Here is a 24,160-nt window from a genome sequence, read left to right as displayed (position 1 = left end):
ACCTAAGCGAAATACTCCTGCAGCGGCCGAACCTCCAAGTTCCCCGCCCTCAACGCCGCAATCGCCTCGGCCACAGCCGCAGCCCCCGATAGCGTCGTGTAATATGGCACCTTCTGCATCAGCGTTGCCCTGCGCAGCGACTTCGAGTCCGACACCGCCTTCTGCCCATCCGTGGTGTTGAAGACGATCTGGACCTGGCGGTTGCGGATGGCATCCTCGATGTGGGGGCGGCCTTCCAGCACCTTGTTGATCTTCTCGGCCGTCACGCCGTTCTCGGCTAGGAAGCGGGCGGTGCCGGAGGTGGCGAGGACCTTGAAACCCTGGCCGGCGAGGCGTTTCACGGCCGGCAATATGCCTTTCTTGTCCTCGTCGCGGACGGAGACAAACAGCGTGCCGGAGCGCGGCAGGTCGACGCCGGCGCCGAGCTGGCTCTTGGCGAAGGCGAGCGCAAAATCGCGGTCGAGGCCCATGACCTCGCCGGTCGAGCGCATTTCCGGTCCGAGTAATATGTCGACGCCGGGGAAGCGGGCGAAGGGGAAGACGGCTTCCTTGACCGCGATGTGGCCGGGATTGCGTGGGTCGGGCATGGCACCGTAATGGGCGAAGGCGTTTTCCAGCGTCTCGCCGGCCATGATGCGCGCGGCAATCTTCGCAATCGGGCGGCCAATGGTCTTGGCGACGAAGGGCACGGTGCGCGAGGCGCGGGGGTTGACCTCCAGCACATAGACCGTGCCGTCTTGAATAGCGTATTGCACGTTCATGAGGCCGCCGACGTTGAGCGCGCGCGCCAACGCGGCCGTCTGGCGCTCCAGCTCGTCGACGAGCGCTCCCGGCAGCGAGTGCACCGGCAGCGAGCAGGCGCTATCGCCGGAGTGGATGCCTGCCTCCTCGATATGCTCCAAGATGCCGGAGACGAAGGTCGCCTTGCCATCGCAGAGGCAGTCGACATCGACCTCGATGGCGCCGGAGAGATAGGTGTCGAACAGCAGCGGGTTCTTGCCCAGCAGCGTGTTGATCTGGCCGGTCTTGTCGTTGGGGTATTTCTGCTTGATGTCCTCCGGCACCAGGCCGGGCACGGTGTCGAGCAGATAGGTCTGCAGCATGCCCTCGTCATGGATGATCTGCATGGCGCGGCCGCCGAGCACATAGGACGGGCGCACCACCAGCGGGAAGCCGAGCTCGCCGGCGACGAGGCGGGCCTGCTCGACCGAATAGGCGATGCCGTTCTTGGGCTGGCTGAGGTTCAGCTTGTGCAAGAGCTTCTGGAAGCGGTCGCGGTCCTCCGCCAGGTCGATCATGTCGGGCGAGGTGCCGAGGATCGGGATGCCGGCCTTCTCCAGCGCGTCGGCCAGCTTCAGCGGCGTCTGGCCACCGAACTGGACGATGACGCCGACCAGTTCGCCCGACGCCTGCTCGGCGCGCAGGATCTCCAGCACGTCCTCCGCCGTCAGCGGATCGAAATAGAGGCGGTCCGAGGTGTCGTAGTCGGTCGAGACCGTCTCCGGGTTGCAGTTGATCATGATCGCTTCATAGCCGGCGTCGCGCAGAGCGAAGGCGGCATGGCAGCAGCAATAGTCGAACTCGATGCCCTGGCCGATACGGTTCGGGCCGCCGCCGAGGATGACGACCTTCTTGCGCGACGACACGCGCGCCTCGTTGGCGGGTTCGCCGACGAAGGGCACTTCATAGGTCGAGTACATATAGGCGGTCGGCGAGGCGAACTCGGCGGCGCAGGTGTCGATGCGCTTGTAAACCGGATGAACGTCGAGCTTTTGCCTAGCCTTCTGAATCACTTCGGCGTCGGTCTTCGTCAGCGATCCGAGGCGGGCGTCGGAAAAACCCATGGCCTTCAGCATGCGCAGATTAACGGCGTCCCGCGGCAGGCCATGCTCGCGGATGCGTTCCTCCATGGCGATGATGCCGGCGATCTGCTCGAGGAACCACGGGTCGATCTTGCACATGGCGTGCACGTCCTCGAGCGAGGTGCCCATGCGGATCGCCTGCGCCACCATGCGCAACCGGTCCGGTGTCGGCGTGCCGAGCGCGGCGCGGATGGCGTTGCGGTCGTCGGCGTGGCTGGCTGGCGCGCTGCCGTGACCGAGGCCGGGGATTTCGATCTCGTCCAATCCCGTCAGGCCGGTTTCCAGACCACGCAGCGCCTTCTGCAGCGATTCCTGGAAGGTGCGGCCGATGGCCATCACTTCGCCCACCGATTTCATGGCGGTGGTCAGCACCGGCTCGGCGCCGGGGAATTTCTCGAAGGCAAAGCGCGGGATTTTCGTCACCACGTAGTCGATGGTCGGCTCGAAGGAGGCGGGCGTCGCGCCGCCGGTGATGTCGTTTTCCAGCTCGTCCAGCGTATAGCCGACGGCAAGCTTGGCCGCGACCTTGGCGATCGGGAAGCCGGTGGCCTTGGAGGCGAGCGCCGATGAGCGCGAGACGCGCGGGTTCATCTCGATGACCACCAGCCGGCCATCGGCCGGATTGACGGCGAACTGCACGTTGGAGCCGCCGGTCTCGACGCCGATCTCGCGCAGCACCGCGATCGAGGCGTTGCGCATCATCTGGTATTCCTTGTCGGTCAGCGTCAGCGCCGGCGCGACGGTGATGGAATCGCCGGTGTGCACGCCCATCGGATCGAGGTTCTCGATCGAGCAGATGATGATGCAATTGTCCGCCTTGTCGCGGACGACCTCCATCTCATACTCCTTCCAGCCGAGCACGCTCTCCTCGATCAGCACCTCGGTGGTCGGCGAGGCATCGAGGCCGGATTGGACGATGTCGTAGAATTCGGCGCGGTTGTAGGCGATGCCGCCGCCGGTGCCGCCCATGGTGAAGGAGGGACGGATGATGGCCGGCAGGCCGACATGGTCGAGCGCCTGGGCGGCGATCGCCATGCCGTGGCTGATATAGCGCTGCTTGCGGTCGCCTTCGCCGAGGTTCCAGCGGGTTTCCAACGCATCGAGCGCGGCGTCCAGGTTTTCCGGGTTCTCCGCCTTCAGCGCGGCGCGCTCGGCCTCATGCATCTTGCGGTCGGCGTTCTTGACATCGGTGGCGTTGGCCAGCATCGACTTCGGCGTTTCGAGGCCGATCTTGCTCATCGCCTCGCGGAACAGCGCGCGGTCCTCGGCCTTGTCGATGGCGTGCGCGTCGGCGCCGATCATCTCTACCTGATAGCGCTCGAGCACGCCCATGCGGCGCAGCGACAGCGCGGTGTTGAGCGCCGTCTGGCCGCCCATGGTCGGCAGCAGCGCGTCGGGCCGCTCCTTGGCGATGATCTTGGCCACCACTTCGGGCGTGATCGGCTCGATATAGGTGGCGTCGGCCAGCTCCGGATCGGTCATGATGGTGGCCGGGTTGGAGTTGACCAGGATGACGCGGAAACCCTCTTCCTTCAGCGCCTTGCAGGCCTGGGTGCCGGAATAGTCGAATTCGCAAGCCTGGCCGATAACGATGGGGCCGGCCCCGATGATCAGGATCGACTTGATGTCGGTGCGTCTTGGCATATTCGAAAATCCGTTCGGCGAGCGGCTTGCACGAAAAACCGGGCGGGGAGGACCCGGCCGGTTGTGCTTGCGATTCTGGTATCAGGCTAGGAGGGCCTTATAGGGAAGAGTTTTGGCGGATGTAACCCTGAAAATGAGGGAATAGGCAGTAGGCAGCAGGCAGTAGGCAGTAGGCAGTAGGCAGTAGGGAGACGCTCTTGATTGCCCTACTGCCTATTCCCTACTGCCTAACCCCTAATTCCCCAACGCCAGTTGGTCCGTGATCTCGAAGCGTTCGGAAACGCCGACGCGGACCATGTTGAGGCTGCCTTCGCGCGTGAAACGGAATTCGTCCGGCGAGTCCGAGCCGCTCGGCTTGCCGTTATGAAAGGTGATGACACGGCTGTCGCCATCCGGCCAGGTCACCGTCACGGTGCTGTCGGCGCCTGTGTGCGCGACGCTGATCTCGCAACGGATCATTGGCTGGCCGACATGGCGAGCGCAGGGGATGCTGGTGTCCGGGGCAGGGGTGTCGGACTCGGCGCTTGCCGAGGCCGCGAAGGCGAGACCATACGCGTCCTGCATAGCGGTCCTGCCGATCTCGGCTGCGGACGGCGGCTCGGCCGGCTCGCTGCCACCCAGGCGCGCCGCTATATCAGGCTGCCGCTCCTCGGAAGGTTGAGGCGCAACGGCCGCGACCGCTGACGCGGCGGCGTCTTCGGGCACCGGCGCAGGGTTGTTGGGGCTAAGATAGCGGGCGGGCGCCCATCCGACGATATGCGCGCCCTGCGTATCCTCAACCTTGCACCAGGGATAGCCATCAACGACGTTGCAGCCGAAATTCCTGACAGCCGTGCCGTTGGGCAGCCGCGCCGCCACCTTTCCACCCGGCGAGGCGGTGGTGCGGATATTGAGGAGATCGTCCGGTGCGAGGCCGCCGATAATCGAAATGATCGGTCCCGGCGCATCCTGAGCCATGGCCGGCAACGCGGCCAGCAGCAAAGGAGCGGCGATCAGCAGTGTCGATCGGAGCGTGACTTTGCGCTTCATCTTTTAACTGCAAGTTCCAAGGCGCGACCAGATATAGGCGGCGAGGCTGCCGAATGTCATCCTGAATTTAGCGGCGATTGTGAGGCCCGAGCCACGCGCAAATGTGTCGCTCAGGCCGAAACCTCGACTTCAGCGGTGCCGACTGCCGGCAAAGCAGGATCGCCCTCAGCCGCGGCAATCACGCTGTCAAGAAGGCCGGGGAAACGCCTGTCGAGATCGTCACGGCGCAATGTGATCAGCCGGCTGGTGCCGACCGCTTCGCTGCGGGTGACGCCGGCCTCGCGCAGCTTGGCGAGGTGGTAGCTGAGATTGGTCTTGGAGGCGAGGTCGAGGAACTTGCTGCAGTTCAGCGGCACGCCTTCCTTGCTCGCCAGATAGCGCACGATGGCAAGCCGGGTCGGGTCGCCGAGCACGGCCAGTACGATCGGCAGGCTGATCTGGTCGGCGGTTGGATGGGGCAGGGTCATGGCTCAGAATTAAGCACAAACAGCACGAACTTCAACGCGGCTTCCTTTCCTACTGCAGGCGCTACTTCTGCATTTTCGTTTCTACGATAGACGCCGCTGCTCCATTCTCGGCCCCGGTCCTGACACAGGGCTGTCAGCAGGGTTCAGCTATTTTGTCCCGGCTCGGTTGACATCATGCCCTGTTATGTCCAATTGTTCAATAACTTTTGAACTAAGGACAACTCCCCCATGGACAAGCGGATCTTCTGGCTTGCGCTCGGATCGTTTGCGATCTCGACCGAAGGCTTCGTCATCTCAAGCCTTCTTCCCGATATCGCCACTGACGCCGACATATCCGTGCCGCTCGCCGGCTCGCTGATCACCGCCTTCGCGCTCGCCTATGCGATCGGTGCGCCGGTGCTGGCGACGCTGACCGGCGAATGGGACCGGCGCCGCGTCATCCTGTGGACGCTGGTGTTCTTCGTCATCGGCAACATCGTTGCCGCGCTCAGTTCGTCCTTCGAGCTGCTTTTGATCGCGCGCATCATCATGGCGCTGTCGTCCGGGCTGTTCGCGGCGACCGCGCAAGGGACCGCCGTGGCGCTGGTCGACGACCATCACCGGGCGCGCGCCATCGCCGTCGTCGTCGGCGGCACCACCGTGGCGGTGGCGGTCGGCGCGCCGCTCGGCGCGCTGGTCGCGGCGATCGCCGGCTGGCGCGGCACCTTCTTCGCCATCGCCGGGCTCGGCGCGCTGTCCGGCGCTATCCTGTGGTGGCGGCTGCCGCGCGGCATCGTCGGCACCAGGCTGCCGCTGAAGCGCAGGCTTGCGGCGGCCGTGCGCCCCGGCGTGATGCCGATCCTTCTGACGACGGCGCTTGCGCTTGTCGGCGCCTTTACCGTCTTCAGCTTCATCGCGCCCTTGGCGATCCAAGGCGGCGGGCTCTCGCCGATCGCGCTGCCGGGCATGCTGCTCGCCTTCGGCGTGGGCGCCGTCATCGGCAACATCGCCGGCGGGCAGGCGGCCGACCGCTTCGGCGCCACCCGCACCGTCGCCTGGTCGCTGGCGCTCTCCGCCGCGATGCTCACCACCTTCTCGCTGATCCCGACCTTCCTGCCGCATCATCTCGCCGGACCGGCGCTGATGGCCATGATGGTGCCGTGGGGCATCGTCGGCTGGGCTTTCCCCCCGGCGCAGGCGAGCCGCATCATCAAGCTAGCGCCCGACGCCGCGCCCATTGTTTTGTCGCTCAACGCCTCGGCGCTTTACTTCGGCGTCGCGCTGGGCGCCGTGGTCGGCGCCGCCGTGCTGCGCTTCGGCGTCCCGGCCGACCTCGGCCTGATCGCCGCCATGTTCCCGATTGTTGGCCTGGGCATCGTGCTCGCCGGCCGGATGTTGGCCCGGCCGGTGGCGATGCCGGCCGAATAGGAGATGCCGATATTCAGGTGAGCCCGACCTGACCTGGATTTCGGCACGTCCTCAAAAGCCAAAGAACCGAGCGACGGTCGCTTCTTCAGGATGAAGGAGCGGCCGTCGGCAGTTCCAGATCGAGGTCAGCCACAGCATCCAGCGCAGCCTGTTCTCCGGCAAGCCGGCGGCACGCTACGTCGTCTGATCTCCTCTTAAGCTGGCCGCCACATCTGCAAGATCGAGGCGGCCAGCAGCAGGCCGAGCACGATGTTGAGCGCGCGCCACTGGCGTTCGGTCGTCAGCAGTCGGGCAAGCAGGGTTCCCGCCACGCACCACAGCGACAGCGAAAAGGCCGCTGCCAAGCCGAACACGGCGCCGAGCAGGAGCGCCAGTTGCAAGGGACCATCGGCCAGCGCCGCGAAGGATGCGGCCGCGCCCAGTCCCATCGCCCAACCTTTCGGGTTCATCCACTGGATGCCGGCGCCGCCGAAGAAGCTGTTCGGCCTGGCCATGCTGATGTCGAGGTTGGGGGGACCGCTGCGGCCGATCTTGATGGCCAGCCAGATCAGATAGAGCGAGCCGGCGATCTTCATGGCAAGCTGCAAAGACGGCACCGCGGCGAGCAGACCGGCCAGCCCGGCAGCGCCCGCAGCCGCCACGGTAGCCAAACCGGCGGCGCTGCCGGCCATCAAAGGCACGGAACGGCGGAAGCCGAATTGCGCGCCGGACGCCGTCGACAGTGTCGTGGCGATGCCTGGCGTCGAGGTCGAGATCAGCGCGAACAGGACCAGCGGGATGATGGTGTCGGACATGCGGGCTTTCCAGTCGAAGGAGCCGGCATGCTTAGGCGCTTCGTTGCATCAGTAAATGCAATGTTTGATATGGTTTGCATTAGGAAGTATAATGTCAGCCATGATCCGCGACCTCGACACGACTCTCATCCGTACCTTCGTCACGACGGCCGACAAGGCCAGCATGACGGCGGCGGCCAATGCGCTTCACCTGACGCAAGGCGCCGTCAGCCAGCAGGTCAAGCGGCTTGAAGAGGTGCTCGGTCAGAGCTTGTTCGAGCGTGATCGCCGGGGCCTCAAGCTGACGCGATCCGGCGAGCGGCTGCTCGACAGGGCCAGCCGCCTGCTGCAGCTCAACGACGAGATCCTTGCCGAGATCAGGGGCAGGGCGGTTGCCGGGCAGGTGCGGATCGGCGTGCCTTATGATCTCGTCGGCACGCTGCTCGCGCCTGCGCTGAAGGCCTATGCCGAAGCCTATCCGCAGGTGGAGATTTCGCTGGTCTGCGCGTCCTCGCCGGAACTCACGGCGGCCCTGGCGGCGGGCACGATCGACCTTGCCGTCATCGAGGAGCGCGTCGGTCCCACCACCGGCGAATGCCTGCTCGTCGACCGGCTGGTATGGGTCGGCGCCAGAGGCGGGGCGGCACGCCTGAAACGGCCGCTGCCGGTTTCCATCGTCGCCGACACCTGCGCCTTCCGGCCGGCGGTGCTGGCAGCGCTTGGCGAGCACGGGCTCGACTGGCGCACCGTGTTCGAGAACGGCAACATCGATGCGACGACCGCCACTGTGCGGTCGGACCTGGCGGTGACCACCTGGCTTGCCTCGACGGTTCCGGCCGATCTCGACATCCTGTCCGATGCCGGGCTTCCGGCGCTGCCGAATTTCTCCGTCAACCTGCATATGCCCAAACATGCCACCCAACCGGCCGCGCAGGCTTTTGCCAGCCATATCCGCGAGGGCCTTTCACGCTATCGCCAGGCAGCGTGAACGGCTAGCGCGTTTCACCGTTTCACGGAAACGGCGAACCGCTCTATCTCTTTGTTTCTACGCAATTCCGGACGGAAAACCGCTCACACTTTTCCTGGAATTGCTGTAGGCATCCGGTCAGCCGTTCGACGCAGCCATGGCGACCGCCAATTGCGCATCGAAAGCGCGCTTGAAGGCGGGCCGAGCCTCGCCGCGGGCGACATAGGCGGCAACGTTCGGGAATTCGTTCAGCAAACCCGACCTCTGCAGCCGGCGCAGCACGCCCACCATGACGAGGTCGCCGGCGCTGAACGCGCCGTCGAGCCAGTCGCTATCGCCGAGATGGCGGGAGAGCTCGGCCAGCCGCTTGCGGATCCGGTCATCGACCAAAGGCAGGCGCTGCTCGTGCCACGCCGCGTCGCGCTCCAGGATCACAGCTGTCGTGCGATCGAGGATCGGTTGCTCCACGGTGCTGAAGGCTGCGAACATCCAGGCGATCGCACGCGCCCGCGCGTTCGCATCCTCGGGCATCAGGCCCGGGTGACGCACCGCGATGTGAAGGACGATCGCCCCCGACTCGAACAAAGCGAGATCTCCTTCTTCATAGGTCGGGATATTGCCGAATGGACTGATCGCAAGATGCGCGGGTCGCTTCATCGCATCGAATGAAACAAGACGAACGTCATAAGGCTGGCCGACTTCCTCGAGTGCCCAGCGCACGTGCATGTCGCGCGCCAACCCCCTGCCGCCATCGGGCGAGCATTCAAAGGCGGTAATGGTGGGGATCATCGGCGGCTCCTGACCGTTCAGTCGAATACGCGGCGTTCCCGGCCGACGCGCGACGGCCTTGTGCTATTTCCAGTTCCTGCGCCGTTCGAGTTCGGCTTTGGAAGGCTCCTGCTGAGCAAACGAGCCCGTGCGGATTTCGCCCGCGCGCTCATAGGTCGCTATGATGACGCCGGTGGTGGAAGTCTGCGATTTGACGAGCTTGAACGCCGCCGGCATCGCGCTGTCGCCGAACAGCCGCTTGCCCTTGCCCAGCACCACGGGGAAGATCATCAGCCGGATCTCGTCGATCAGCCCGTTGGCGAGCAAGGTCTGGATCAGATTGCCCGATCCCTGGATGAGCAGGTCAGGTCCGTCTTCCTGCTTGAGTTCCTTAAGCCTGGCAACGATATCGGGCCCGAGCGACTGGGTGTTCTGCCAGGTCAGCGAATCCGGCTGGTGTGTGGCCACATATTTGACCGCGGGATTGAAAACATCCGCGATCGGATCGTTCTGATACGGCCAATGCGCGGCGAAGATGTCGTAGGTTCTGCGGCCGAGCAGCAAGGCGAAGGGTTTGGAGAACAGCTCTTCCATTGCCGCGCCCCCCACTTCGTCGAAGTAATGGAAGGTCCAGCCGCCGAACTTGAAGCCGCCGACCGGATCCTCTTCCGGCCCGCCGGGCGCCTGCATGACGCCGTCGAGACTTACGAATGTGGCGGCGATGATCTTGCGCATCTGTCTTCTCCGTTTCACGATCCGCGCCGTCAGGGCCGGATTTCTGCCTAGAGTGGTTTGATGCAATTCCTGACGGAAAACCGCTTCGCCCTTTTCCTGGAATTGCTCCTAGGACGAACGGCAAGGCGCGTTTTCGACAAGGGTTCTAGAATTTCTATCGCGTGCTCTCGGCGCGGTCCGTGCGAGAAGAGAACCAGACGTCGCCGAACACGGCGGTTGCCGTCCGGTCCGGCGCCTTGTCCTCCCTCAGCCAGATCGAGCGGGTGCGCGCGGCGCGCTCGCGGGTCGGTATTTTCGCGGCCGGCCCGGCAATGGAGGCGCCGACGCAAGGGATGAACCAGGAGCCCATGAACGGTCGGCAGGCGAAGCCGTTTGCCAGGCGTGTTATGAGGACCGCGAGGCCGACGGTTTCGGACGGGCGCCACGGAAAGATCATGCGGCCGCCGGGCTTCAACGCTTTCAGCCATGCGGCCGGCGGAGCGACGACGCCGGCATTGACGTAGATGACGTCGGACGGCGGCAATGGATTGGCGACGGCGTCGGCCTGGACGATTTCGACGTTGTCGTAAGCCGCAAGGTTCGCTTTGGCGCGCGCGGCGAGACCAGCCTCCAGCTCGAAGGCGGTGACGCCGCCGCCCGGCTCGACCAGCCTCGCCAGCAGCGCTGTATAATAGCCGGTGCCGGCGCCGATATGGGTGACGTGCTCGCCCGGCTTCGGCTCGACCTTGCCGAGCCACATGGCGTGCAGAAGCGGCTCGCCGTTGTTGATGCCTTTGTCGGCATCGAGCACGACAAGCACGTTCTGGTAGATATAGGTCGGATCGGCGCTCGGCGTCTCGAACCGGCCTTCGCCGGCAAAAACAGTCCATGGTCCCGGACCCAGGAAAGCCTCGCGCGGCACCGACGCGAATACCTCCTCGATGCGCGGATCGGACGACCGAGCCTGCGCGGCCATCAGCCTGGCATAGAATCTGCGGGCTTCGTCCGGTTCCGCCATAGCGCGAAGATAGCGCGGCCGGCGCGAATGTCTCGCTCAGCCGGCGATGGTGTCGTAGAGCAGCTTGAAGTTAAGAACGAGGATGACGGCGGCAACGACCCATGCCAGCGCCGCGACGGCGCGCGGTATGGCGAAACTGCCCATCTTCTTCTTGTCCGACACGAACTGCACCAGCGGGATGACGGCGAAGGGCAGTTGCATCGACAGCACCACCTGACTGAAGACCAGCAATTGAGCTGTGCCCTTTTCGCCGTAGAGCGCGGTGACGACCACCACCGGGACGATGGCGATGCCGCGCGTCAGGAGGCGCCGTGCCCATTGCGGGATGCGCAGCCGCAGAAAACCTTCCATCACGATCTGGCCGGCAAGCGTCGCGGTGACGGTCGAATTGAGGCCAGAAGCCAGCAGCGCGATGGCAAACAGGATCGAGGCGATGCTCAGGCCCAGCAGCGGCGACAGCAACTCGAAGGCCTGGCCGATCTCGGCGACGTCCTGATGCCCGGTGTCGTGGAAGGCGACCGCCGCGACGATCAGGATCGAGGCGTTGACGAACAGCGCCAGGATCAGCGCGATGGTCGAATCCGTCGTCGCCCATTTGATGGCGTCGCGCTTGCCTGCATCGGTACGCTCATAGGCGCGGGTCTGCACGATCGAGGAATGCAGGTAGAGATTATGCGGCATGACCGTCGCGCCGATGATGCCGATGGCGATATAGAGCATCGTCGGATTGGTGACGATCTCGGGTGACGGCACGAACATCGAATGCAGGATCGTGCCGGCCGGCGGCGCGGCGACGAAGATCTGGATGGCAAAGCAGCCGAAGATGATGATCAGGAGCGCGATGACGAAGGCTTCAAGATAGCGGAAGCCCTTGTTCATCAAAAGAAGCACCAGGAAGGCGTCGAGCGCGGTCAGCATGGCGCCGCCGATCAGCGGAATGCCGAACAGAAGCTGCAGCGCGATCGCCGTGCCGATCACCTCGGCGAGGTCGCAGGCGATGATCGCCAGCTCGCAGGCGATCCAGAGCACGAAATTGACGGGGCGCGGATAGTAGGCGCGGCAGGCCTGGGCGAGGTCGCGCCCGGTGGCGATGCCAAGGCGGGCGGACAGCGCCTGCAACAGGATCGCCATCAGGTTCGACAGCATGATGATGAAGAGCAGCGTGTAGCCGAACTGGGCGCCGCCGGCGAGGTCGGTCGCCCAGTTGCCCGGATCCATATAGCCGACGGAGATCATGTAGCCCGGTCCCATGAAGGCGAACAGGCGGCGGAACCAGGCTCCAGTCTGTGGCACCGCGATCGAGGCGTTCACCTCGCGCAGGCTTGGCTGCTCTTCGTCGGACTTGTCGAATCGCCATGCGGGTCGGGCTACGGTTGCTGCATCGGCGTCGGACATGGGGATTTCCGCTGGAATGTGTCGAAGGTGCCTCTTATCTATGCCATGGCTCAACATTATGCAATAGGCTATATTTCATTGATCATGCTTTCGTGATGCGCCAGAGCAGGCCTGGACGCGGGCGACCGCAAACGCTGGTTGCGCCCGCGCGGGAATGCAAATAAACGGCCGGACCATCAGGGGTTCGTGTTATGAATACGACCCCGATTCAAGGAGGAGCGCGTATTGGCGCTTAGGAACAAACCAGTTCGACGCGAGGAGCCGCTTCCCGATGCCGAAATCCATTCGGAGGGTTTCCGGCAGATGCGCGAAGCGCGCCGCGGCGCGCTGGTCGAGGACTATGTCGAGCTGATCGCCGACCTGATCGAGGACGGCAACGAAGCGCGGCAGGTGGATATCGCGGCAAGGCTCGGCGTCGCGCAGCCGACGGTGGCAAAAATGCTGACCAGGCTGTGCGCCGACGGATTGGTCTCGCGAAAGCCCTATCGCGGGGTGTTCTTGACCGAAGCCGGCCGCAAGGTCGCCGAGGAAAGCCGTATCCGCCACCAGACGGTGGAGGCCTTCCTGCGCTCTCTCGGCGTCAGCGCCGAGACGGCGCGCATCGACGCCGAGGGCATCGAGCACCATGTCAGCGCCGAGACGCTGGAAGCTTTCCGCCGGGCGATGACGCATCGCCAAGCCTAGGACTGCGGTGCGTCCGGGCGTGTTGAAGCGGAACCGACGCATCTCCGCCGCATTACTTTCCCACATTGCGCGATTGTCGCGCTTAGGGAGGAAGCAATGGGCGTCGAACAGGCACCGACCGCTAAAGGGAAGCAGGCAGCCAGGGGATTGCGGCAGGCGGCCGCCAAGGACGAGCGCAAGACCGAGGCCGAGACTGGCCATCCGCTGAAGAAGGGCGCGGCGCGTTTCGAGGAACGTTCGAAAAGTTCGGACGGCAAGAGCGCCGGCGCCAAGCAGAAAAGCTGAGGCTTTTAGCCGGTTTATGGTCGGTGGGCCTTGCTTGCCCGATTGAGATTTTCCGGCGCGTCCGGCATTTGGCGGGAGCGAAAAATTCTGTGACTTAGGCCAGCCGTTGCGATAATTGTCTGCAGGGGGTGGTCGTGGGCCAGTCCCTCCAGGACATTCGCGTTGCGAGGAGTTGCCATGCTTTGGAGAGGCCGTCGTCAGAGCGACAACATCGAGGATGACCGTAGCGACAGCGGCGGCGGATTGGGCGGCGGCGGTCAGTTCCGACTTCCCATCGGCGGCCGTACCGGTGGCGGCGGCAGCATTCTCCTGGTCATCCTGGTCGTGGTCGCGGGATGGTATTTCGGTTTTGATCCATCGCAGATCCTGGGTGGCGGCGACGGCGGGTTGCTCCCGGGTGGCGGCGGCCAGATCACCGACAACAGCGACTCGCAGGACAATGGCGGCGCGCCCGCCAATGACGAGATGAAGCAGTTCGTCGCGACGGTGCTGGCGGAAACCGAAGACACCTGGACCGGCATTTTCAAGTCCCAGGGCCTGACCTATGAGGATCCCAAGCTGGTGCTGTTCAGCGGCCAGGTCCGTTCGGCCTGCGGTTTCGCCTCGGCGGCGGCCGGGCCGTTCTATTGCCCTGGCGATCACAAGGTCTATCTCGACATGACCTTCTTCCAGCAGCTCGACCAGCAGTTCGGCGCTGCCGGCGAGTTCGCGCGTGCCTATGTGGTGGCGCATGAGATCGGTCACCATGTGCAGAACCTCACCGGCATCATGAGCAAGTTCAACCAGATGCGCCAAGGCATGAGCGAGGCCGACGCCAACCAGCTCTCGGTGCGCATCGAGCTTCAGGCCGACTGCTTCGCCGGCGTATGGGCCCATTACACCGCACAAAAAGGTATATTGGAGCAGGGCGACATCGAAAGCGCGCTGAATGCCGCCAAGCAGATCGGCGACGACACGCTGCAGAAGAAGATGCAGGGCTATGTCGTGCCGGAAAGCTTCAACCATGGCACCTCGCAGCAGCGGCAGACATGGCTGGCGCGCGGCTACAAGAGCGGCAAGCTGTCCGACTGCAACACCATGAGCGGGCCGATCTGAGGCGGCGCTGCCGCTTCTTTCGGGTGACGACCAACGACCGAAGGCGGCTGGCAAGGGATGTCAGCATAAGACGTTTGCCTTCGTTCGCGGATTGTTCCCGCCGCTAACCTCGCCTATAAGGTCCCCCCTTGCCCCAAGGCGGATGAGGAGCTTGTCACCATGATCGACCCGAAGACCGCCAAGCGGGGCCTTGCGCTCGTTTTCACGACGCTGCTGCTCGACATCATCGGCTTCGGCATCATCATGCCGGTGCTGCCGGCCTATCTGGAGGAACTGAGCGGCGTCAGCGTCAGCGAGGCCGCGATCGAGGGCGGCTGGCTGTTCTTCGTCTATGCGGCGATGCAGTTCGTCTTCGCGCCGATCATCGGCGGCTTGAGCGACCGCTTCGGACGACGGCCGATCCTGCTTGCGTCGGTGCTGACCTTTTCCATCGACAACCTGATCTGCGCCATCGCCTGGTCCTTTCCGATGCTGTTCATCGGCCGCGTGCTCGCGGGCATTTCCGGCGCCAGCTATTCGACGACATCGGCCTTCATCGCCGATATCTCGAACGACGAGAACCGGGCGAAGAATTTCGGCCTGCTCGGCATCGCCTTCGGCGTCGGCTTCGTCATCGGCCCGGTGCTGGGCGGGTTGCTCGGCACGTTCGGGCCGCGCATGCCGTTCTATTTCGCCGCAGCACTCGCCTTCGTGAATTTCCTGATCGCGATGTTCCTCCTGCCGGAGACGCTGGATGAAAAGCATCGTCGCCGTTTCGAGTGGAAGCGTGCCAATCCGGTCGGCACGCTCATGCAGATGCGCAATTATCCAGGCATCGGCTGGATCGGGCTGGTGTTCTTCCTGATGACGCTCGGCCACATGATGTATCCGGCGGTCTGGTCGTTCGTCTCCACTTATCGCTATGGCTGGAGCCAGCAGCAGATCGGCTTTTCGCTCGGCGCCTTCGGCCTTTGCGGCGCAATCATCATGGCGACGGTGCTGCCGCGGATCATTCCCAGGCTCGGCGAGTGGAGGACGGCGGCTATCGGGCTGACCTTCACCGCGCTCAGCGCCTTCGGCTATGCGTTTTCGACGCAAGGCTGGATGATCTATGCGGTGATCGTGGCCGGCTGCCTGGAAGCGCTGGCCGATCCGCCGCTCAGAAGCCTCGCCGCCGCCAAGGTGCCGCCCTCGGCGCAGGGCGAATTGCAGGGCGCGATGACCTCGATCTTCTCGATCACCTCGATCATCACGCCGCTGCTCTACACGGCGATCTTTTCCTGGTTCACGAGCCCGACGGCGCCGGTCGTGTTCGGCGGCGCGCCCTATGTGCTGGGCGCGATCTTCCTGACGTCGGCGGTCGTCGTCTTCGTGACGAAAGTGGCCAAGCCGACGCCGAAGGAAGTCGAGCGCATGCACACACAGGAAGCGGTGACCGATCCAGCCTGAGGCGTGTCGGTATTCAGGTGAGGCCGGTCTGCAAATGGCGACTTCCTGCGCAGGTCGTTACGCGCGTTCGGCCAGCGCTTCCTCGCCGCGCCGCTCGCGGATGAGGTTTACGAAGCGGCGGAAGAGGTAATGTGAATCCTGCGGGCCGGGCGAGGCCTCGGGATGATGCTGAACCGAGAACACAGGCCGGCCGGTCAGCGCGATACCGCAGTTCGAGCCGTCGAAGAGCGAGACATGGGTTTCCTCGACGCCTTCGGGCAGCGAGTCCGCGTCGACGGCGAAACCGTGGTTCATCGAGACGATCTCGACCTTGCCGGTGGTGTGGTCCTTGACCGGATGGTTGGCGCCGTGGTGGCCCTGGTGCATCTTCTCGGTCCTGCCGCCGAGCGCCAGCGCCAGCATCTGATGGCCGAGGCAGATGCCGAATACCGGTATGTCGGTCTTCAAGAGGCTCTGGATCACCGGCACGGCATATTCGCCGGTCGCTTCCGGATCGCCGGGGCCATTCGACAGGAAGATGCCGTCCGGCCGCATGGCCAGGATCTCCTCGGCACCGGTCTTGGCCGGCACGACGGTGACCTTGGCGCCGAGACCTGCAAGCAGGCGCAGGATGTTGCGCTTGACGCCGTAGTCGACGGCCACGACGTGCAGGGAAGGCTCGCCCCGCTCACCATAGCCTTCATTCCAGATCCAGGGCGTCTCGCGCCAGACCGAAGACTGGCCCGACGTGACCTCCTTGGCGAGGTCGAGGCCGATCAGGCCCGACCAGGCCGCGGCCTGCCGCTTCAGGTCCTCGATGTCGAAGACGCCGTCGGGCGCATGCGCGATGACGGCATTGGGCATGCCCTTCTCGCGGATCAGCACGGTCAGCGCGCGGGTGTCGATGCCGGACAGCGCGACGATGCCGCGCCGCTTCAGCCACTGGTCGAGATGGCCGGCGGCGCGATAGTTCGAGGGGTCGGTAACGTTGGCCTTGAAGATGGCGCCGACAGCGCCCGCGCGGGCGGCTGGATGCAAATCCTCGATATCCTCGTCATTGGTGCCGACATTGCCGATATGCGGGAAGGTGAAGGTCACGATCTGGCCGGCGTAAGACGGATCGGTGAGGATTTCTTCATAGCCGGTCAGCGCGGTGTTGAAGCACACTTCCGCAACGGCCGATCCCGTGGCGCCAAGGCCGCGGCCTTCGATCACCGTGCCGTCGGCGAGGACCAGAAGGGCGGTCGGCTTTTCGGTTGCCCAGGGGGCGGTGGTGGTGGCCATGGCGGCACTCCTGTCAGGCGCGGCAATCGGCCGGCGGGACCATTTGCGCGGCAAGGCGCGAAGCTGGATTTCCCGGCTCTCACGCGTCAACTCATTGTCTCATGCAGGACCGAGTACATAGGCGAACGCGCCGGAGCGGTCAATGCGGCGCCCCCGGACCACGGCCGATTTGCTTTCGTCCAGCAATATCAGCATCTTGCCGCGATTTGCGTTGGCCGTTCGGCAAAGCTATTGTCCGCCGCATTCGAAGGAGAAGCACGATGCGCGAGAAAATCGCCGAATCCATGAAGAGCGCGATGAAGGCGCAGGACAAGCACCGCTTGCCGACGCTGCGGCTGATCCAGGCCGCTATCCACGATCGCGACATCGCCAATCGCGGCGCCGGCAAGCCGCCGGCGAGCGAGGAAGAGATCCTGCAAATCCTCGCCAAGATGGTGAAGCAGCGCGAGGAATCGGCCAAGGCCTTCGAAGACGGCAAGCGGCCGGAACTGGCGACGCAGGAGCGCGGCGAGATGGAAATCATCCGCGCGTTCCTGCCGACGCAGCTCGACGACGCGGCAATCCAGGCTGCGGCGCGCGAAGCGATCGCGGCGACGGGTGCCGCCAGCCAAAAGGACATGGGCAAGGTGATCGGCGCGCTGAAGCAGAAGTATGCCGGCCAGATGGACTTCGCCAAGGCCAGCGCCATCATCAAGGGGCTGCTGCAGTAGGTGCGGCTTCGCTAATCCTTGCACATCGGTATCGGCTGCGGCGGCGGTGCCGGATGATCCTTCTTGTACTGCGCGATGATCGGCTCCAGCGTCTTCCTGGGCCAGAATTTCGGCGAGCCGATCTCGCTCAGGCAGGAGGCGTTCCAATAGAGGCCCGCGCCTGACAGCGATTGGCCTGCGGCCTTTGCCCGGGCGACAGCGGCGATGTCGCGCGATTCCGGATAGATGTAGAGCGTCGTCGGTTTGTTCTTCACCAGCGGGATGATCTGCTCGGCGTCAGCGGGCGACCAACTGGTGCAGCCATTGCTGCGGCCGCCGGCATAGTTCACCAGCTTGCCGAACGGAACAAGGCCGTCATGGTCGGCGTATGAGCTGTTCGGGTCTTTGCGCATGCACATGCCCCTGAGCAAGGCAGCCGGATGGCCGCCAATCACGCGCTGCCTGGCGTTCGCCGCTTCGCCTTCGCCGTCGAACTGGATGAAGCTGCGCATGAACACCGCGTTCTGCGCGCCGACACGGTAATACCCCTTGAAGGACGTCTTGGTCTCGGCGGTCATATAGGCGCCGCCGGCCGTCAGCGCCGAGTCCATCGCGTTGCCGAAGTTCTTCGCGCAACGCCTGCCGTTGGAGAAATCGGCAACGCCTTTCAGGTTGCGGCCGCCGCCATGGCCCGAGGAAACCGCGCGGAAGAGCTGCTTGCTTTCGCATATGATGTAATAGCGCTGGCCCAGCACGCTGTTGCCCAAATCCCCGGGACGCGTGGCATCCATGGCGAAGTAGCAGGGGTTGCCGACCGAACCATCGCTGACCTTCTTCTGGTAGAGCGCGCGCGCCCGCTCCAGAACGACCTGCGAAATCTGGCCCTCGCCGTCGCCGACATGGCGCTGCAGCCAGTCGGGAACGGTCGACGGCCGCAACGCCGCGAACGAACTGACGGACGCTGTCAAGGCGGCGAGGGTCGCGACAAGACAAAAGATGGCCGCGCCCAGCGGAACAGATTTCAACCCCACCGTTTTGCCCCTCCTGTCGAAGCGTTGTCTCGTACCCGTGAATCACCCAGGTCGATCATAGAAGATCTCGCATCCATCGGCGAAACACTTCTAGTTTAGCGACGCCTTTTGGAAGTCGGATTTCCGGACCGCTTCGATTGAGCTATGATCTGATTCCGGCGCGCCCACGCCTCCTCCCTCCATCGGGAAGCATCGTTCATGCAGGGCAATTCACATCCAACCAACTGTTCGAGCGCCAGACATAAGGAGGGGTTGTCGAGACTGCTCGCGGCAGGAGGTTTTTCGATGCAGCTTTTCGCACCCGTCTATCATCTGAAGCGCCAGGCGAGGCTGCTGTCCCGCCGGGAAAATGTTCCACTCCACACAGCGCTCGACCGCATTGCCGGCAAAGAAGGTTTTGGCAGCTGGAGCCTCCTTGCTGCCAAGGCCACCGAGGCTGCGCCAGCCGGCGCCCTGTTGGCGCGGCTGATCCCCGGCGACATGGTTCTCGTGGCGGCGCGGCCGGGCCAGGGCAAGACGCTGATGAGCCTCGAGCTCGCCGTGGCGGCCATGAAGCAAGGCAGTCGCGCCGTGTTCTTTACCCTGGAGTACATGCATCCCGACATCCTCGACCGTTTCCGCGACATCGGGATCGACCCGGCCGATTTCAGTGACCTGTTCGATTTCGACAATTCCGACGCCATAAGCGCCAGTTACATCATCGAGAGGTTGCGGTCGGCGCCGCGCGGCACGCTGGCGGTCATCGACTATCTGCAACTGCTCGACCAGAAGCGGGAGAATCCCGAGCTCATGGTCCAGATCCGCGCCTTGAGGTCGTTTGCCCGGGAACGGGGACTGGTGCTGGTCTTCATCTCGCAGGTCGACAGGTCCTATGATTCCTCCGGGAGACCGTTCCCGGGTATCGGCGATATCCGGCTGCCGAACCCGCTCGACATGTCGCTGTTCGACAAGGCCTGTTTCCTGAACAAGGGCGAAATCCGGTTTCAGGCGACTTGAGGACGATCCGCGTCGCGGCTATGCCGGTCTCAACAGGGAAGCGAACCATGATCGAGATCGTCAAACCCGCGCTCGAACATTTGCCTTCCTACAAGGCGGCGCTGGAGCGCGGGTGGTCGCCCGACAATGTGCGGTTCCTCGAAGCGACGCGCGAGCAGCTCGAGGCGATCGAGAAAGATCCTGTCGCCTTTCTCGCCGGCCTCGACGACCCCGAAGCGAAGGGGCCGCCCATCATCCTACCCAACGGCACCAAGGTCGCGCGCCTGCCGGGCTTCCGGCGCTGGATCTGGGATGGCGAGGCCGCCGGCTCGATCGGTTTTCGCTGGCAGAAGGGCACCTCGGCGCTGCCCTCGCATGTGCTTGGCCATATCGGCTATGCGGTTGTGCCGTGGAAGCGGAGCCGAGGCTATGCCACCGAAGCGTTGCGGCTGATGCTCGACGAGGCGAGGGCGGTCGGGCTCGACCATGTCGAGATCACCGCGAAGCCGGGCAATCCGGCTTCGCACAAGGTTATCACAGCGAATGGCGGCAAGCTCGTCGGCCGCTTCTTCGAGGACGCCGCCTATGGCGGCGCGGAGAGCCTCAAGTTCCGCATCGACCTTTGAAGGTTACTCGCCGGGCCTGGCCAGCCTTCCTTCTTCCGCCTTGTGGTAGAACTGGCTTGCGACGAGCCAGCCTTTGAGCGGCCTGAGCGGCGGGATGCAGGTCGCAAGAACGATCGGGATCGAAACGAAGGCGTGGAACCACATGGAGGGCTCGAAAGCCACCTGCGCCCAGACGGCGAACAGCACCGAAGGCACACAGGCAAAGCAGATGACGAAGAAGGCCGGGCCGTCGGCGGGATCGGCAAAGGAATAGTCGAGCCCGCAGACATCGCATTTCGGAGCCAGTTTCAAGAATCCCTCGAACAGGTGGCCCTCGCCGCAACGCGGGCAACGACCCCGGATTCCTACCTGCCAAGGTACCAGACGTGGATAATGCGCAAGATCTTCCATGATCGCTCCAATAGACCTCGCGTGAGGGCCTGTGCGGGCCTTGAGGTCTCGGATGCATACATATATCATACTTGTATGCATACAATGCGACAAAATGTATGGACTGGCGATACGTGACGGGCGAAAGCGACATCAGCTGGCTCCCGGTTCTGGAGGCAGGGCCGCGACCGGTCTATCTGAAGATCGTCGACGCCCTTGCGGGTGCCCGCTCGAACGGCCGGTTGCAACCCGGCGACAGGTTGCCGCCGCAGCGGGAACTCGCACGACTGCTGGGGGTCGATCTCACGACGGTCACGCGGGCGTTTTCCGAAGCCAGGCGCAGGAACCTTATCGACGCAAACGCGGGACGGGGCACCTTCGTCACGCCGGGCGAGCCGGAAGAGCCTGTCCTCGATCTCAGCATGAACATGCCGCCGGCGCCGGCCGGCCTCAACCTGCCAGCCTTGATCAGGACGGGCATCGAGGGGCTGCTCAAGCGCTCCAGCGCGGAAGCGCTGCTTGCCTACCATCCCGGTCCGGGCTCGCCCGTGGAGCGCGCCGTCGGCTCGTCATGGCTTGCCGAAACGGGGAACAGGCTGCCGGCCGACAGGGTCGTTGTCGGCTCGGGCGCGCAGGCGCTGCTCACGGCCATCGTGCTGTCTCAGACTCGCGAGGGCGACACGATCCTCGCCGACGCGCTGACCTACCCCGGGCTGATCGCGCTGGCCGAGGCCGCGCGCCGCAAGCTCGTCGCTGTCGCAAACGATGGTGACGGCATGCGACCGGACGATCTCGAAGAGGCGACGCGCCGGCATGGCGCGCGCATTCTCTACCTCAATCCGACGCTTCAAAATCCGACCGCATCCGTCATGCCCGAAGGCCGGCGGCGCGAACTCGCCCGCATGGCCGAAAAACTCGAGCTGACCATCATCGAGGACGATCCCTACAGAAGGTTGCTCGCCGCACCGCCACCGGCCTTTCTGAACCTGGCGCCGGAGCGGACCTTCCATGTCGCGACATTGGCGAAGTGCTTCTCACCTTTCCTGCGCACGGCCTTCCTGGCGGCGCCCGATCAGCAAGCCGCCGAGCGGATCGCCACAGCGATACGCGGCACGACGATGATGGCGCCGCCGCTGATGACGGGCCTCGCCTGCGAGTGGCTGCGCAGCGGTCTTGCCGGGGAAATCACCGCCGCCGTGCGCACCGAAGCGCAGGCCAGGCAAGAGATCGCGCGCGACATCCTGCCCAAGGGTTTTGTGGCATCGGAGTCCGGCTTGCATCTATGGTATCCGCTGGAGAGCCAGCTGCGCTCGGAAGAGCTCGCCGGCACCGCTCGCCGCCGAGGGCTAGCCATCAGCCCCGCGGAAGAGTTCGCCGTCGGGCAGGAGTTTCCCAACGGCTTTCGCCTGGCGCTGGGCGCCACCCCCAATCGGGAACGGTTGACGGAAGGCCTTCAAGGCCTGGCTTCCATTCTTTCGGGAACTGCGGGCCCTTCGCGGCCAAAAGTCTAAGGCAAGCGAAAGCCTGCTATTCGGCCGCCGCCGGCAGCGGCGGGGTCGCGCGGCTGCGCCACTCCCAGGCCTGCGAGGCGACAGCCACCACTACCGCCACCAACATGGCCAGGGCCCCTGCCAGCGGCAGGCTGCGATAGCCGTAGCCGGCATTGAGCATCGCCGCGCCCAGCGAGGCGGCCAGCGCGATGCCGACATTGAAGCCGGACGGGATCAGCGAGGAGGCGAGGTTGGAGGCATCGGCCGTCCAGGCGAGGATGCGCGTCTGGATCGGCGCGCCGATGGCGAAGTTGAGACCGCCCCAGATGACGATGGCCGCGATCATCGGCACCGGGTAGGGGCTGACAAGGTGGATGACGCCCAGCGCCACCGCCTGCAGGGCAAGCATGACGATGAGCGACGGCATCAGCTTCCAGTCGGCGAGCTTGCCGCCGACCAGAACGCCGATCGTGGCGCCGACGCCGTTGAGCAAAAGCACAAAGGGGATCAGGCTTTCGTCGAGGCCTGTCACTTCGAGCAGCATCGGCGTGATGTAGGTGAACAGCGCAAACTGGCCGATCATCAGCATCAGCATCAGGATCAGCGAGGTCCAGACCTGCTGGCGGCCGAGCACACGAACTTCGCGCGCCAGGCCGACTGGCCGATTGGCGGCGCCCGCCGTTCGCGGCAGCAGCGCCAGCATGGCGACGATCGCGATGATGCCCAGCACACCCATCACCCAAAAGGTCGCGCGCCAACCCCACAGGCTGCCGATCGCCGTTCCCGCCGGCACGCCGATGACATTGGAGACCGTCAGCCCGGAGAGGATGACTGCGACCGCCCGGCCGCGCTGGTCCTCGCGCACCAGGCTGACGGCGACCACCATGGCGACGCCGAAATAGCAGCCATGCGCCACGGCGGTCGCGATACGCAGCAGAAGCATCGAGGTGAAATCGGGCGCCAGCGCGCAGGCCGCCTGACCAAGGGTGAAAGCGATCGTCAGCCCGATCAGCAGCGTCTTGCGCGAGACCTTGCCGGTGGCCAAAGCCAGCAGCGGGCCGCCGATGGCAATGCCGCAGGCATAGCCGGAGACGAGATAGCCTGCGGTCGGCACCGAAACGCCGAGGCCCTGCGCCACCTCGGGCAGCACGCCGGCGATGACGAATTCGGTGGTGCCGAAGGCGAAGGCGGCAAGGAAAAGGGCAATCAGCGGCAGCATGGTTCAAAACACAGGCGAGGAATGCACGCCTCAAACCACGCTCGGGCGGGCGCGGCAATGCAAAAATTGACGATGGCGCTTTAGCTTTTCTTGACTGGACCGATCAGAAACCGGCCTGTCGCCGCGACTACGCCGCCGTTTTGCGTCCATACGGGATCTTCAGCCAGGCCCGTTCGTGCAGATAGTAGAGCAGCGACTTCGTGACGACTTCGGTGAGACCGATCGTGGCTGCGAGCTTGATGCTGCCGGTGACTACCAGCGATATGATCATCGTGTCGATCGTGCCGGTGACTCGCCATGAAAGCGCCTTGGCGAAACTGCGCGAATGCGTGTCCATCGACCAATCGTCCTCCCAACAGGTCCTCGGACGATCCTTAGCCGACGGAAGCGAGAGTGGGCAAAGACTAATTTTTTCGGCGGGTCCCGTTTGCGGTTGACCCGTTTCACAAAATCGGCCAACCGCCTTTTGTTTGCGCAATTCCGGACGGAAAACCGCTTAACACTTTTCCTGGAATTGCTCTAGAGCGGTTCCTGCTTTGACGGAATCGAGGGGGATTCCGTATCCACGGTTTTTGTGATTCAAAATGCTGGCTGGAAAGGAGGCCAGCATCTGATGACTCGACCTCTTTCCGATGATCTTCGCGCGCGGGTTGTTGCGGCGGTTTTGAGCGGCGAGAGCCGCCGATCGGCGGCGAAACGGTTTGGCATTTCGGCTTCGGCGGCGGTGAAGTTGTTGCAGCGCCACCGGGCGACTGGCTCGGTTGCGCCTGGCAAAATGGGCGGACATCGCAAGAGGGTGCTGGAGCCGCACCGTGCCTTCATCGAGGCACGTATGCGTGAGACACCGCATTTGACGCTGCACGGCCTGAAGGATGAGTTGGCCGGCCGCGGGGTCAAGGTCTCACACAACGCGGTATGGCAGTTCCTGCGCCACGAGGGCCTGAGCTTCAAAAAAAACGCTG

General features: G+C 64.3%; 23 protein-coding genes and 1 pseudogene. 11 read left to right on the top strand and 13 right to left on the bottom strand.

All coding sequences use genetic code 11. The features are described from left to right. Nucleotides 1-2 precede the first annotated feature (2 nt). The 3 genes from carB to FJW10_RS06830 form a co-directional block, all read right to left on the bottom strand. Nucleotides 3-3,506: a carbamoyl-phosphate synthase large subunit gene (gene carB, locus FJW10_RS06840; protein WP_140899372.1), complete on the bottom strand. Its 3,504-nt coding sequence runs from the start codon at nucleotides 3,504-3,506 to the stop codon at nucleotides 3-5. Between the two features lie 234 nt (nucleotides 3,507-3,740). Further along, on the bottom strand, nucleotides 3,741-4,535 hold the full coding sequence (locus tag FJW10_RS06835) for an SH3 domain-containing protein (RefSeq protein WP_140899370.1): 795 nt from the start codon (nucleotides 4,533-4,535) through the stop codon (nucleotides 3,741-3,743). Nucleotides 4,536-4,645: 110 nt separating this feature from the next. Then, the gene (locus tag FJW10_RS06830) at nucleotides 4,646-5,002 is read right to left on the bottom strand and encodes a helix-turn-helix transcriptional regulator (RefSeq protein WP_140640725.1); all 357 of its coding nucleotides are present in this window, start codon (nucleotides 5,000-5,002) and stop codon (nucleotides 4,646-4,648) included. A 228-nt stretch (nucleotides 5,003-5,230) separates the two neighbouring features. On the opposite strand from FJW10_RS06830, the gene FJW10_RS06825 reads away from it, so the two are divergent. Then, nucleotides 5,231-6,409: an MFS transporter gene (locus FJW10_RS06825; protein WP_140899368.1), complete on the top strand. Its 1,179-nt coding sequence runs from the start codon at nucleotides 5,231-5,233 to the stop codon at nucleotides 6,407-6,409. A 194-nt stretch (nucleotides 6,410-6,603) separates the two neighbouring features. On the opposite strand, the gene FJW10_RS06820 is transcribed toward FJW10_RS06825, so the two are convergent. Then, nucleotides 6,604-7,203 (bottom strand): LysE family translocator, encoded by a 600-nt coding sequence (locus FJW10_RS06820; protein ID WP_140782296.1) that lies wholly within the window; start codon nucleotides 7,201-7,203, stop codon nucleotides 6,604-6,606. Nucleotides 7,204-7,303: 100 nt separating this feature from the next. Here FJW10_RS06820 and FJW10_RS06815 point away from each other — a divergent pair, with 100 nt between their 5' ends. Then, nucleotides 7,304-8,170 (top strand): LysR substrate-binding domain-containing protein, encoded by an 867-nt coding sequence (locus FJW10_RS06815; RefSeq protein ID WP_140899741.1) that lies wholly within the window; start codon nucleotides 7,304-7,306, stop codon nucleotides 8,168-8,170. 117 nt (nucleotides 8,171-8,287) lie between these two features. Here FJW10_RS06815 and FJW10_RS06810 read toward each other — a convergent pair whose 3' ends face one another. The 4 genes from FJW10_RS06810 to FJW10_RS06795 all read right to left on the bottom strand — a co-directional run bounded on the left by FJW10_RS06810 (nucleotide 8,288) and on the right by FJW10_RS06795 (nucleotide 12,044). After that, nucleotides 8,288-8,938 carry a glutathione S-transferase family protein gene (locus FJW10_RS06810; protein WP_140899367.1) on the bottom strand — a complete coding sequence of 217 codons (651 nt, stop codon included), beginning with the start codon at nucleotides 8,936-8,938 and terminating at the stop codon, nucleotides 8,288-8,290. Nucleotides 8,939-9,001: 63 nt separating this feature from the next. Beyond that, nucleotides 9,002-9,652: a dihydrofolate reductase family protein gene (locus tag FJW10_RS06805; RefSeq protein ID WP_140899365.1), complete on the bottom strand. Its 651-nt coding sequence runs from the start codon at nucleotides 9,650-9,652 to the stop codon at nucleotides 9,002-9,004. Nucleotides 9,653-9,806: 154 nt separating this feature from the next. Beyond that, nucleotides 9,807-10,649: a methyltransferase domain-containing protein gene (locus FJW10_RS06800; protein WP_140899363.1), complete on the bottom strand. Its 843-nt coding sequence runs from the start codon at nucleotides 10,647-10,649 to the stop codon at nucleotides 9,807-9,809. Nucleotides 10,650-10,685: 36 nt separating this feature from the next. Then, nucleotides 10,686-12,044 (bottom strand): Nramp family divalent metal transporter, encoded by a 1,359-nt coding sequence (locus FJW10_RS06795; RefSeq protein ID WP_140828093.1) that lies wholly within the window; start codon nucleotides 12,042-12,044, stop codon nucleotides 10,686-10,688. 225 nt (nucleotides 12,045-12,269) lie between these two features. Here FJW10_RS06795 and mntR point away from each other — a divergent pair, with 225 nt between their 5' ends. From mntR to FJW10_RS06775, 4 genes are all read left to right on the top strand, one after another. Then, nucleotides 12,270-12,728 (top strand): manganese-binding transcriptional regulator MntR, encoded by a 459-nt coding sequence (gene mntR, locus FJW10_RS06790; RefSeq protein WP_140828095.1) that lies wholly within the window; start codon nucleotides 12,270-12,272, stop codon nucleotides 12,726-12,728. A 96-nt stretch (nucleotides 12,729-12,824) separates the two neighbouring features. Further along, nucleotides 12,825-13,013, top strand: a complete 189-nt coding sequence (locus tag FJW10_RS06785; protein WP_140640705.1) for a hypothetical protein — start codon at nucleotides 12,825-12,827, stop codon at nucleotides 13,011-13,013. Nucleotides 13,014-13,190: 177 nt separating this feature from the next. Then, the gene (locus FJW10_RS06780; protein WP_140899361.1) at nucleotides 13,191-14,108 is read left to right on the top strand and encodes a neutral zinc metallopeptidase; all 918 of its coding nucleotides are present in this window, start codon (nucleotides 13,191-13,193) and stop codon (nucleotides 14,106-14,108) included. A 159-nt stretch (nucleotides 14,109-14,267) separates the two neighbouring features. Further along, entirely contained in the window at nucleotides 14,268-15,536 is a 1,269-nt protein-coding gene (locus tag FJW10_RS06775) for a TCR/Tet family MFS transporter (protein WP_140899359.1), read from the top strand. 57 nt (nucleotides 15,537-15,593) lie between these two features. Here FJW10_RS06775 and carA read toward each other — a convergent pair whose 3' ends face one another. Next, entirely contained in the window at nucleotides 15,594-16,799 is a 1,206-nt protein-coding gene (gene carA, locus FJW10_RS06770) for a glutamine-hydrolyzing carbamoyl-phosphate synthase small subunit (protein ID WP_140899357.1), read from the bottom strand. A 260-nt stretch (nucleotides 16,800-17,059) separates the two neighbouring features. Between carA and FJW10_RS06765 the strand changes: the two genes are divergently transcribed. After that, nucleotides 17,060-17,509, top strand: coding sequence for a GatB/YqeY domain-containing protein (locus FJW10_RS06765; protein WP_140828104.1), 450 nt, complete (start codon nucleotides 17,060-17,062; stop codon nucleotides 17,507-17,509). 11 nt (nucleotides 17,510-17,520) lie between these two features. On the opposite strand, the gene FJW10_RS06760 is transcribed toward FJW10_RS06765, so the two are convergent. After that, complete coding sequence (locus FJW10_RS06760) at nucleotides 17,521-18,519, bottom strand: hypothetical protein (protein WP_140899355.1); 999 nt, start codon at nucleotides 18,517-18,519, stop codon at nucleotides 17,521-17,523. A gap of 285 nt (nucleotides 18,520-18,804) precedes the next feature. Here FJW10_RS06760 and FJW10_RS06755 point away from each other — a divergent pair, with 285 nt between their 5' ends. Both FJW10_RS06755 and FJW10_RS06750 read left to right on the top strand, forming a co-directional pair. Next, complete coding sequence (locus FJW10_RS06755; protein WP_140899354.1) at nucleotides 18,805-19,515, top strand: DNA helicase; 711 nt, start codon at nucleotides 18,805-18,807, stop codon at nucleotides 19,513-19,515. Nucleotides 19,516-19,562: 47 nt separating this feature from the next. Beyond that, nucleotides 19,563-20,120 (top strand): GNAT family N-acetyltransferase, encoded by a 558-nt coding sequence (locus FJW10_RS06750; protein WP_140899352.1) that lies wholly within the window; start codon nucleotides 19,563-19,565, stop codon nucleotides 20,118-20,120. 3 nt (nucleotides 20,121-20,123) lie between these two features. Here FJW10_RS06750 and FJW10_RS06745 read toward each other — a convergent pair whose 3' ends face one another. Next, complete coding sequence (locus FJW10_RS06745; protein ID WP_140828112.1) at nucleotides 20,124-20,510, bottom strand: DUF983 domain-containing protein; 387 nt, start codon at nucleotides 20,508-20,510, stop codon at nucleotides 20,124-20,126. Nucleotides 20,511-20,608: 98 nt separating this feature from the next. On the opposite strand from FJW10_RS06745, the gene FJW10_RS06740 reads away from it, so the two are divergent. Then, entirely contained in the window at nucleotides 20,609-22,000 is a 1,392-nt protein-coding gene (locus FJW10_RS06740) for a PLP-dependent aminotransferase family protein (protein WP_140899350.1), read from the top strand. Nucleotides 22,001-22,016: 16 nt separating this feature from the next. On the opposite strand, the gene FJW10_RS06735 is transcribed toward FJW10_RS06740, so the two are convergent. Then, nucleotides 22,017-23,198, bottom strand: a complete 1,182-nt coding sequence (locus FJW10_RS06735; protein WP_140899348.1) for an MFS transporter — start codon at nucleotides 23,196-23,198, stop codon at nucleotides 22,017-22,019. A 127-nt stretch (nucleotides 23,199-23,325) separates the two neighbouring features. Further along, nucleotides 23,326-23,535 (bottom strand): DUF2061 domain-containing protein, encoded by a 210-nt coding sequence (locus FJW10_RS06730; protein WP_140640682.1) that lies wholly within the window; start codon nucleotides 23,533-23,535, stop codon nucleotides 23,326-23,328. 276 nt (nucleotides 23,536-23,811) lie between these two features. Here FJW10_RS06730 and FJW10_RS06725 point away from each other — a divergent pair. Beyond that, nucleotides 23,812-24,160: pseudogene (locus FJW10_RS06725) on the top strand (helix-turn-helix domain-containing protein); the annotation flags it as partial.

Origin of the sequence: Mesorhizobium sp. B4-1-1, assembly GCF_006439375.1 — a bacterium.
GTDB lineage: Bacteria > Pseudomonadota > Alphaproteobacteria > Rhizobiales > Rhizobiaceae > Mesorhizobium.
This window is presented reverse-complemented; position numbering and strand designations above follow the sequence as displayed.

What these genes read in the sequence shown, in the direction of transcription:
- FJW10_RS06785 (WP_140640705.1), top strand. Translation starts at nt 12,825, where the DNA reads ATGGGCGTCGAACAGGCACCGACCGCTAAAGGGAAGCAGGCAGCCAGG.
- FJW10_RS06830 (WP_140640725.1), bottom strand. Translation starts at nt 5,002, where the DNA reads ATGACCCTGCCCCATCCAACCGCCGACCAGATCAGCCTGCCGATCGTA.
- FJW10_RS06745 (WP_140828112.1), bottom strand. Translation starts at nt 20,510, where the DNA reads ATGGAAGATCTTGCGCATTATCCACGTCTGGTACCTTGGCAGGTAGGA.
- FJW10_RS06750 (WP_140899352.1), top strand. Translation starts at nt 19,563, where the DNA reads ATGATCGAGATCGTCAAACCCGCGCTCGAACATTTGCCTTCCTACAAG.
- FJW10_RS06805 (WP_140899365.1), bottom strand. Translation starts at nt 9,652, where the DNA reads ATGCGCAAGATCATCGCCGCCACATTCGTAAGTCTCGACGGCGTCATG.
- FJW10_RS06780 (WP_140899361.1), top strand. Translation starts at nt 13,191, where the DNA reads ATGCTTTGGAGAGGCCGTCGTCAGAGCGACAACATCGAGGATGACCGT.
- FJW10_RS06835 (WP_140899370.1), bottom strand. Translation starts at nt 4,535, where the DNA reads ATGAAGCGCAAAGTCACGCTCCGATCGACACTGCTGATCGCCGCTCCT.
- FJW10_RS06800 (WP_140899363.1), bottom strand. Translation starts at nt 10,649, where the DNA reads ATGGCGGAACCGGACGAAGCCCGCAGATTCTATGCCAGGCTGATGGCC.
- FJW10_RS06755 (WP_140899354.1), top strand. Translation starts at nt 18,805, where the DNA reads ATGCAGCTTTTCGCACCCGTCTATCATCTGAAGCGCCAGGCGAGGCTG.
- FJW10_RS06775 (WP_140899359.1), top strand. Translation starts at nt 14,268, where the DNA reads ATGATCGACCCGAAGACCGCCAAGCGGGGCCTTGCGCTCGTTTTCACG.
- FJW10_RS06810 (WP_140899367.1), bottom strand. Translation starts at nt 8,938, where the DNA reads ATGATCCCCACCATTACCGCCTTTGAATGCTCGCCCGATGGCGGCAGG.
- FJW10_RS06820 (WP_140782296.1), bottom strand. Translation starts at nt 7,203, where the DNA reads ATGTCCGACACCATCATCCCGCTGGTCCTGTTCGCGCTGATCTCGACC.
- carA (WP_140899357.1), bottom strand. Translation starts at nt 16,799, where the DNA reads ATGGCCACCACCACCGCCCCCTGGGCAACCGAAAAGCCGACCGCCCTT.
- carB (WP_140899372.1), bottom strand. Translation starts at nt 3,506, where the DNA reads ATGCCAAGACGCACCGACATCAAGTCGATCCTGATCATCGGGGCCGGC.
- FJW10_RS06825 (WP_140899368.1), top strand. Translation starts at nt 5,231, where the DNA reads ATGGACAAGCGGATCTTCTGGCTTGCGCTCGGATCGTTTGCGATCTCG.
- FJW10_RS06795 (WP_140828093.1), bottom strand. Translation starts at nt 12,044, where the DNA reads ATGTCCGACGCCGATGCAGCAACCGTAGCCCGACCCGCATGGCGATTC.
- FJW10_RS06730 (WP_140640682.1), bottom strand. Translation starts at nt 23,535, where the DNA reads ATGGACACGCATTCGCGCAGTTTCGCCAAGGCGCTTTCATGGCGAGTC.
- FJW10_RS06815 (WP_140899741.1), top strand. Translation starts at nt 7,304, where the DNA reads ATGATCCGCGACCTCGACACGACTCTCATCCGTACCTTCGTCACGACG.
- FJW10_RS06765 (WP_140828104.1), top strand. Translation starts at nt 17,060, where the DNA reads ATGCGCGAGAAAATCGCCGAATCCATGAAGAGCGCGATGAAGGCGCAG.
- FJW10_RS06735 (WP_140899348.1), bottom strand. Translation starts at nt 23,198, where the DNA reads ATGCTGCCGCTGATTGCCCTTTTCCTTGCCGCCTTCGCCTTCGGCACC.
- FJW10_RS06740 (WP_140899350.1), top strand. Translation starts at nt 20,609, where the DNA reads ATGGACTGGCGATACGTGACGGGCGAAAGCGACATCAGCTGGCTCCCG.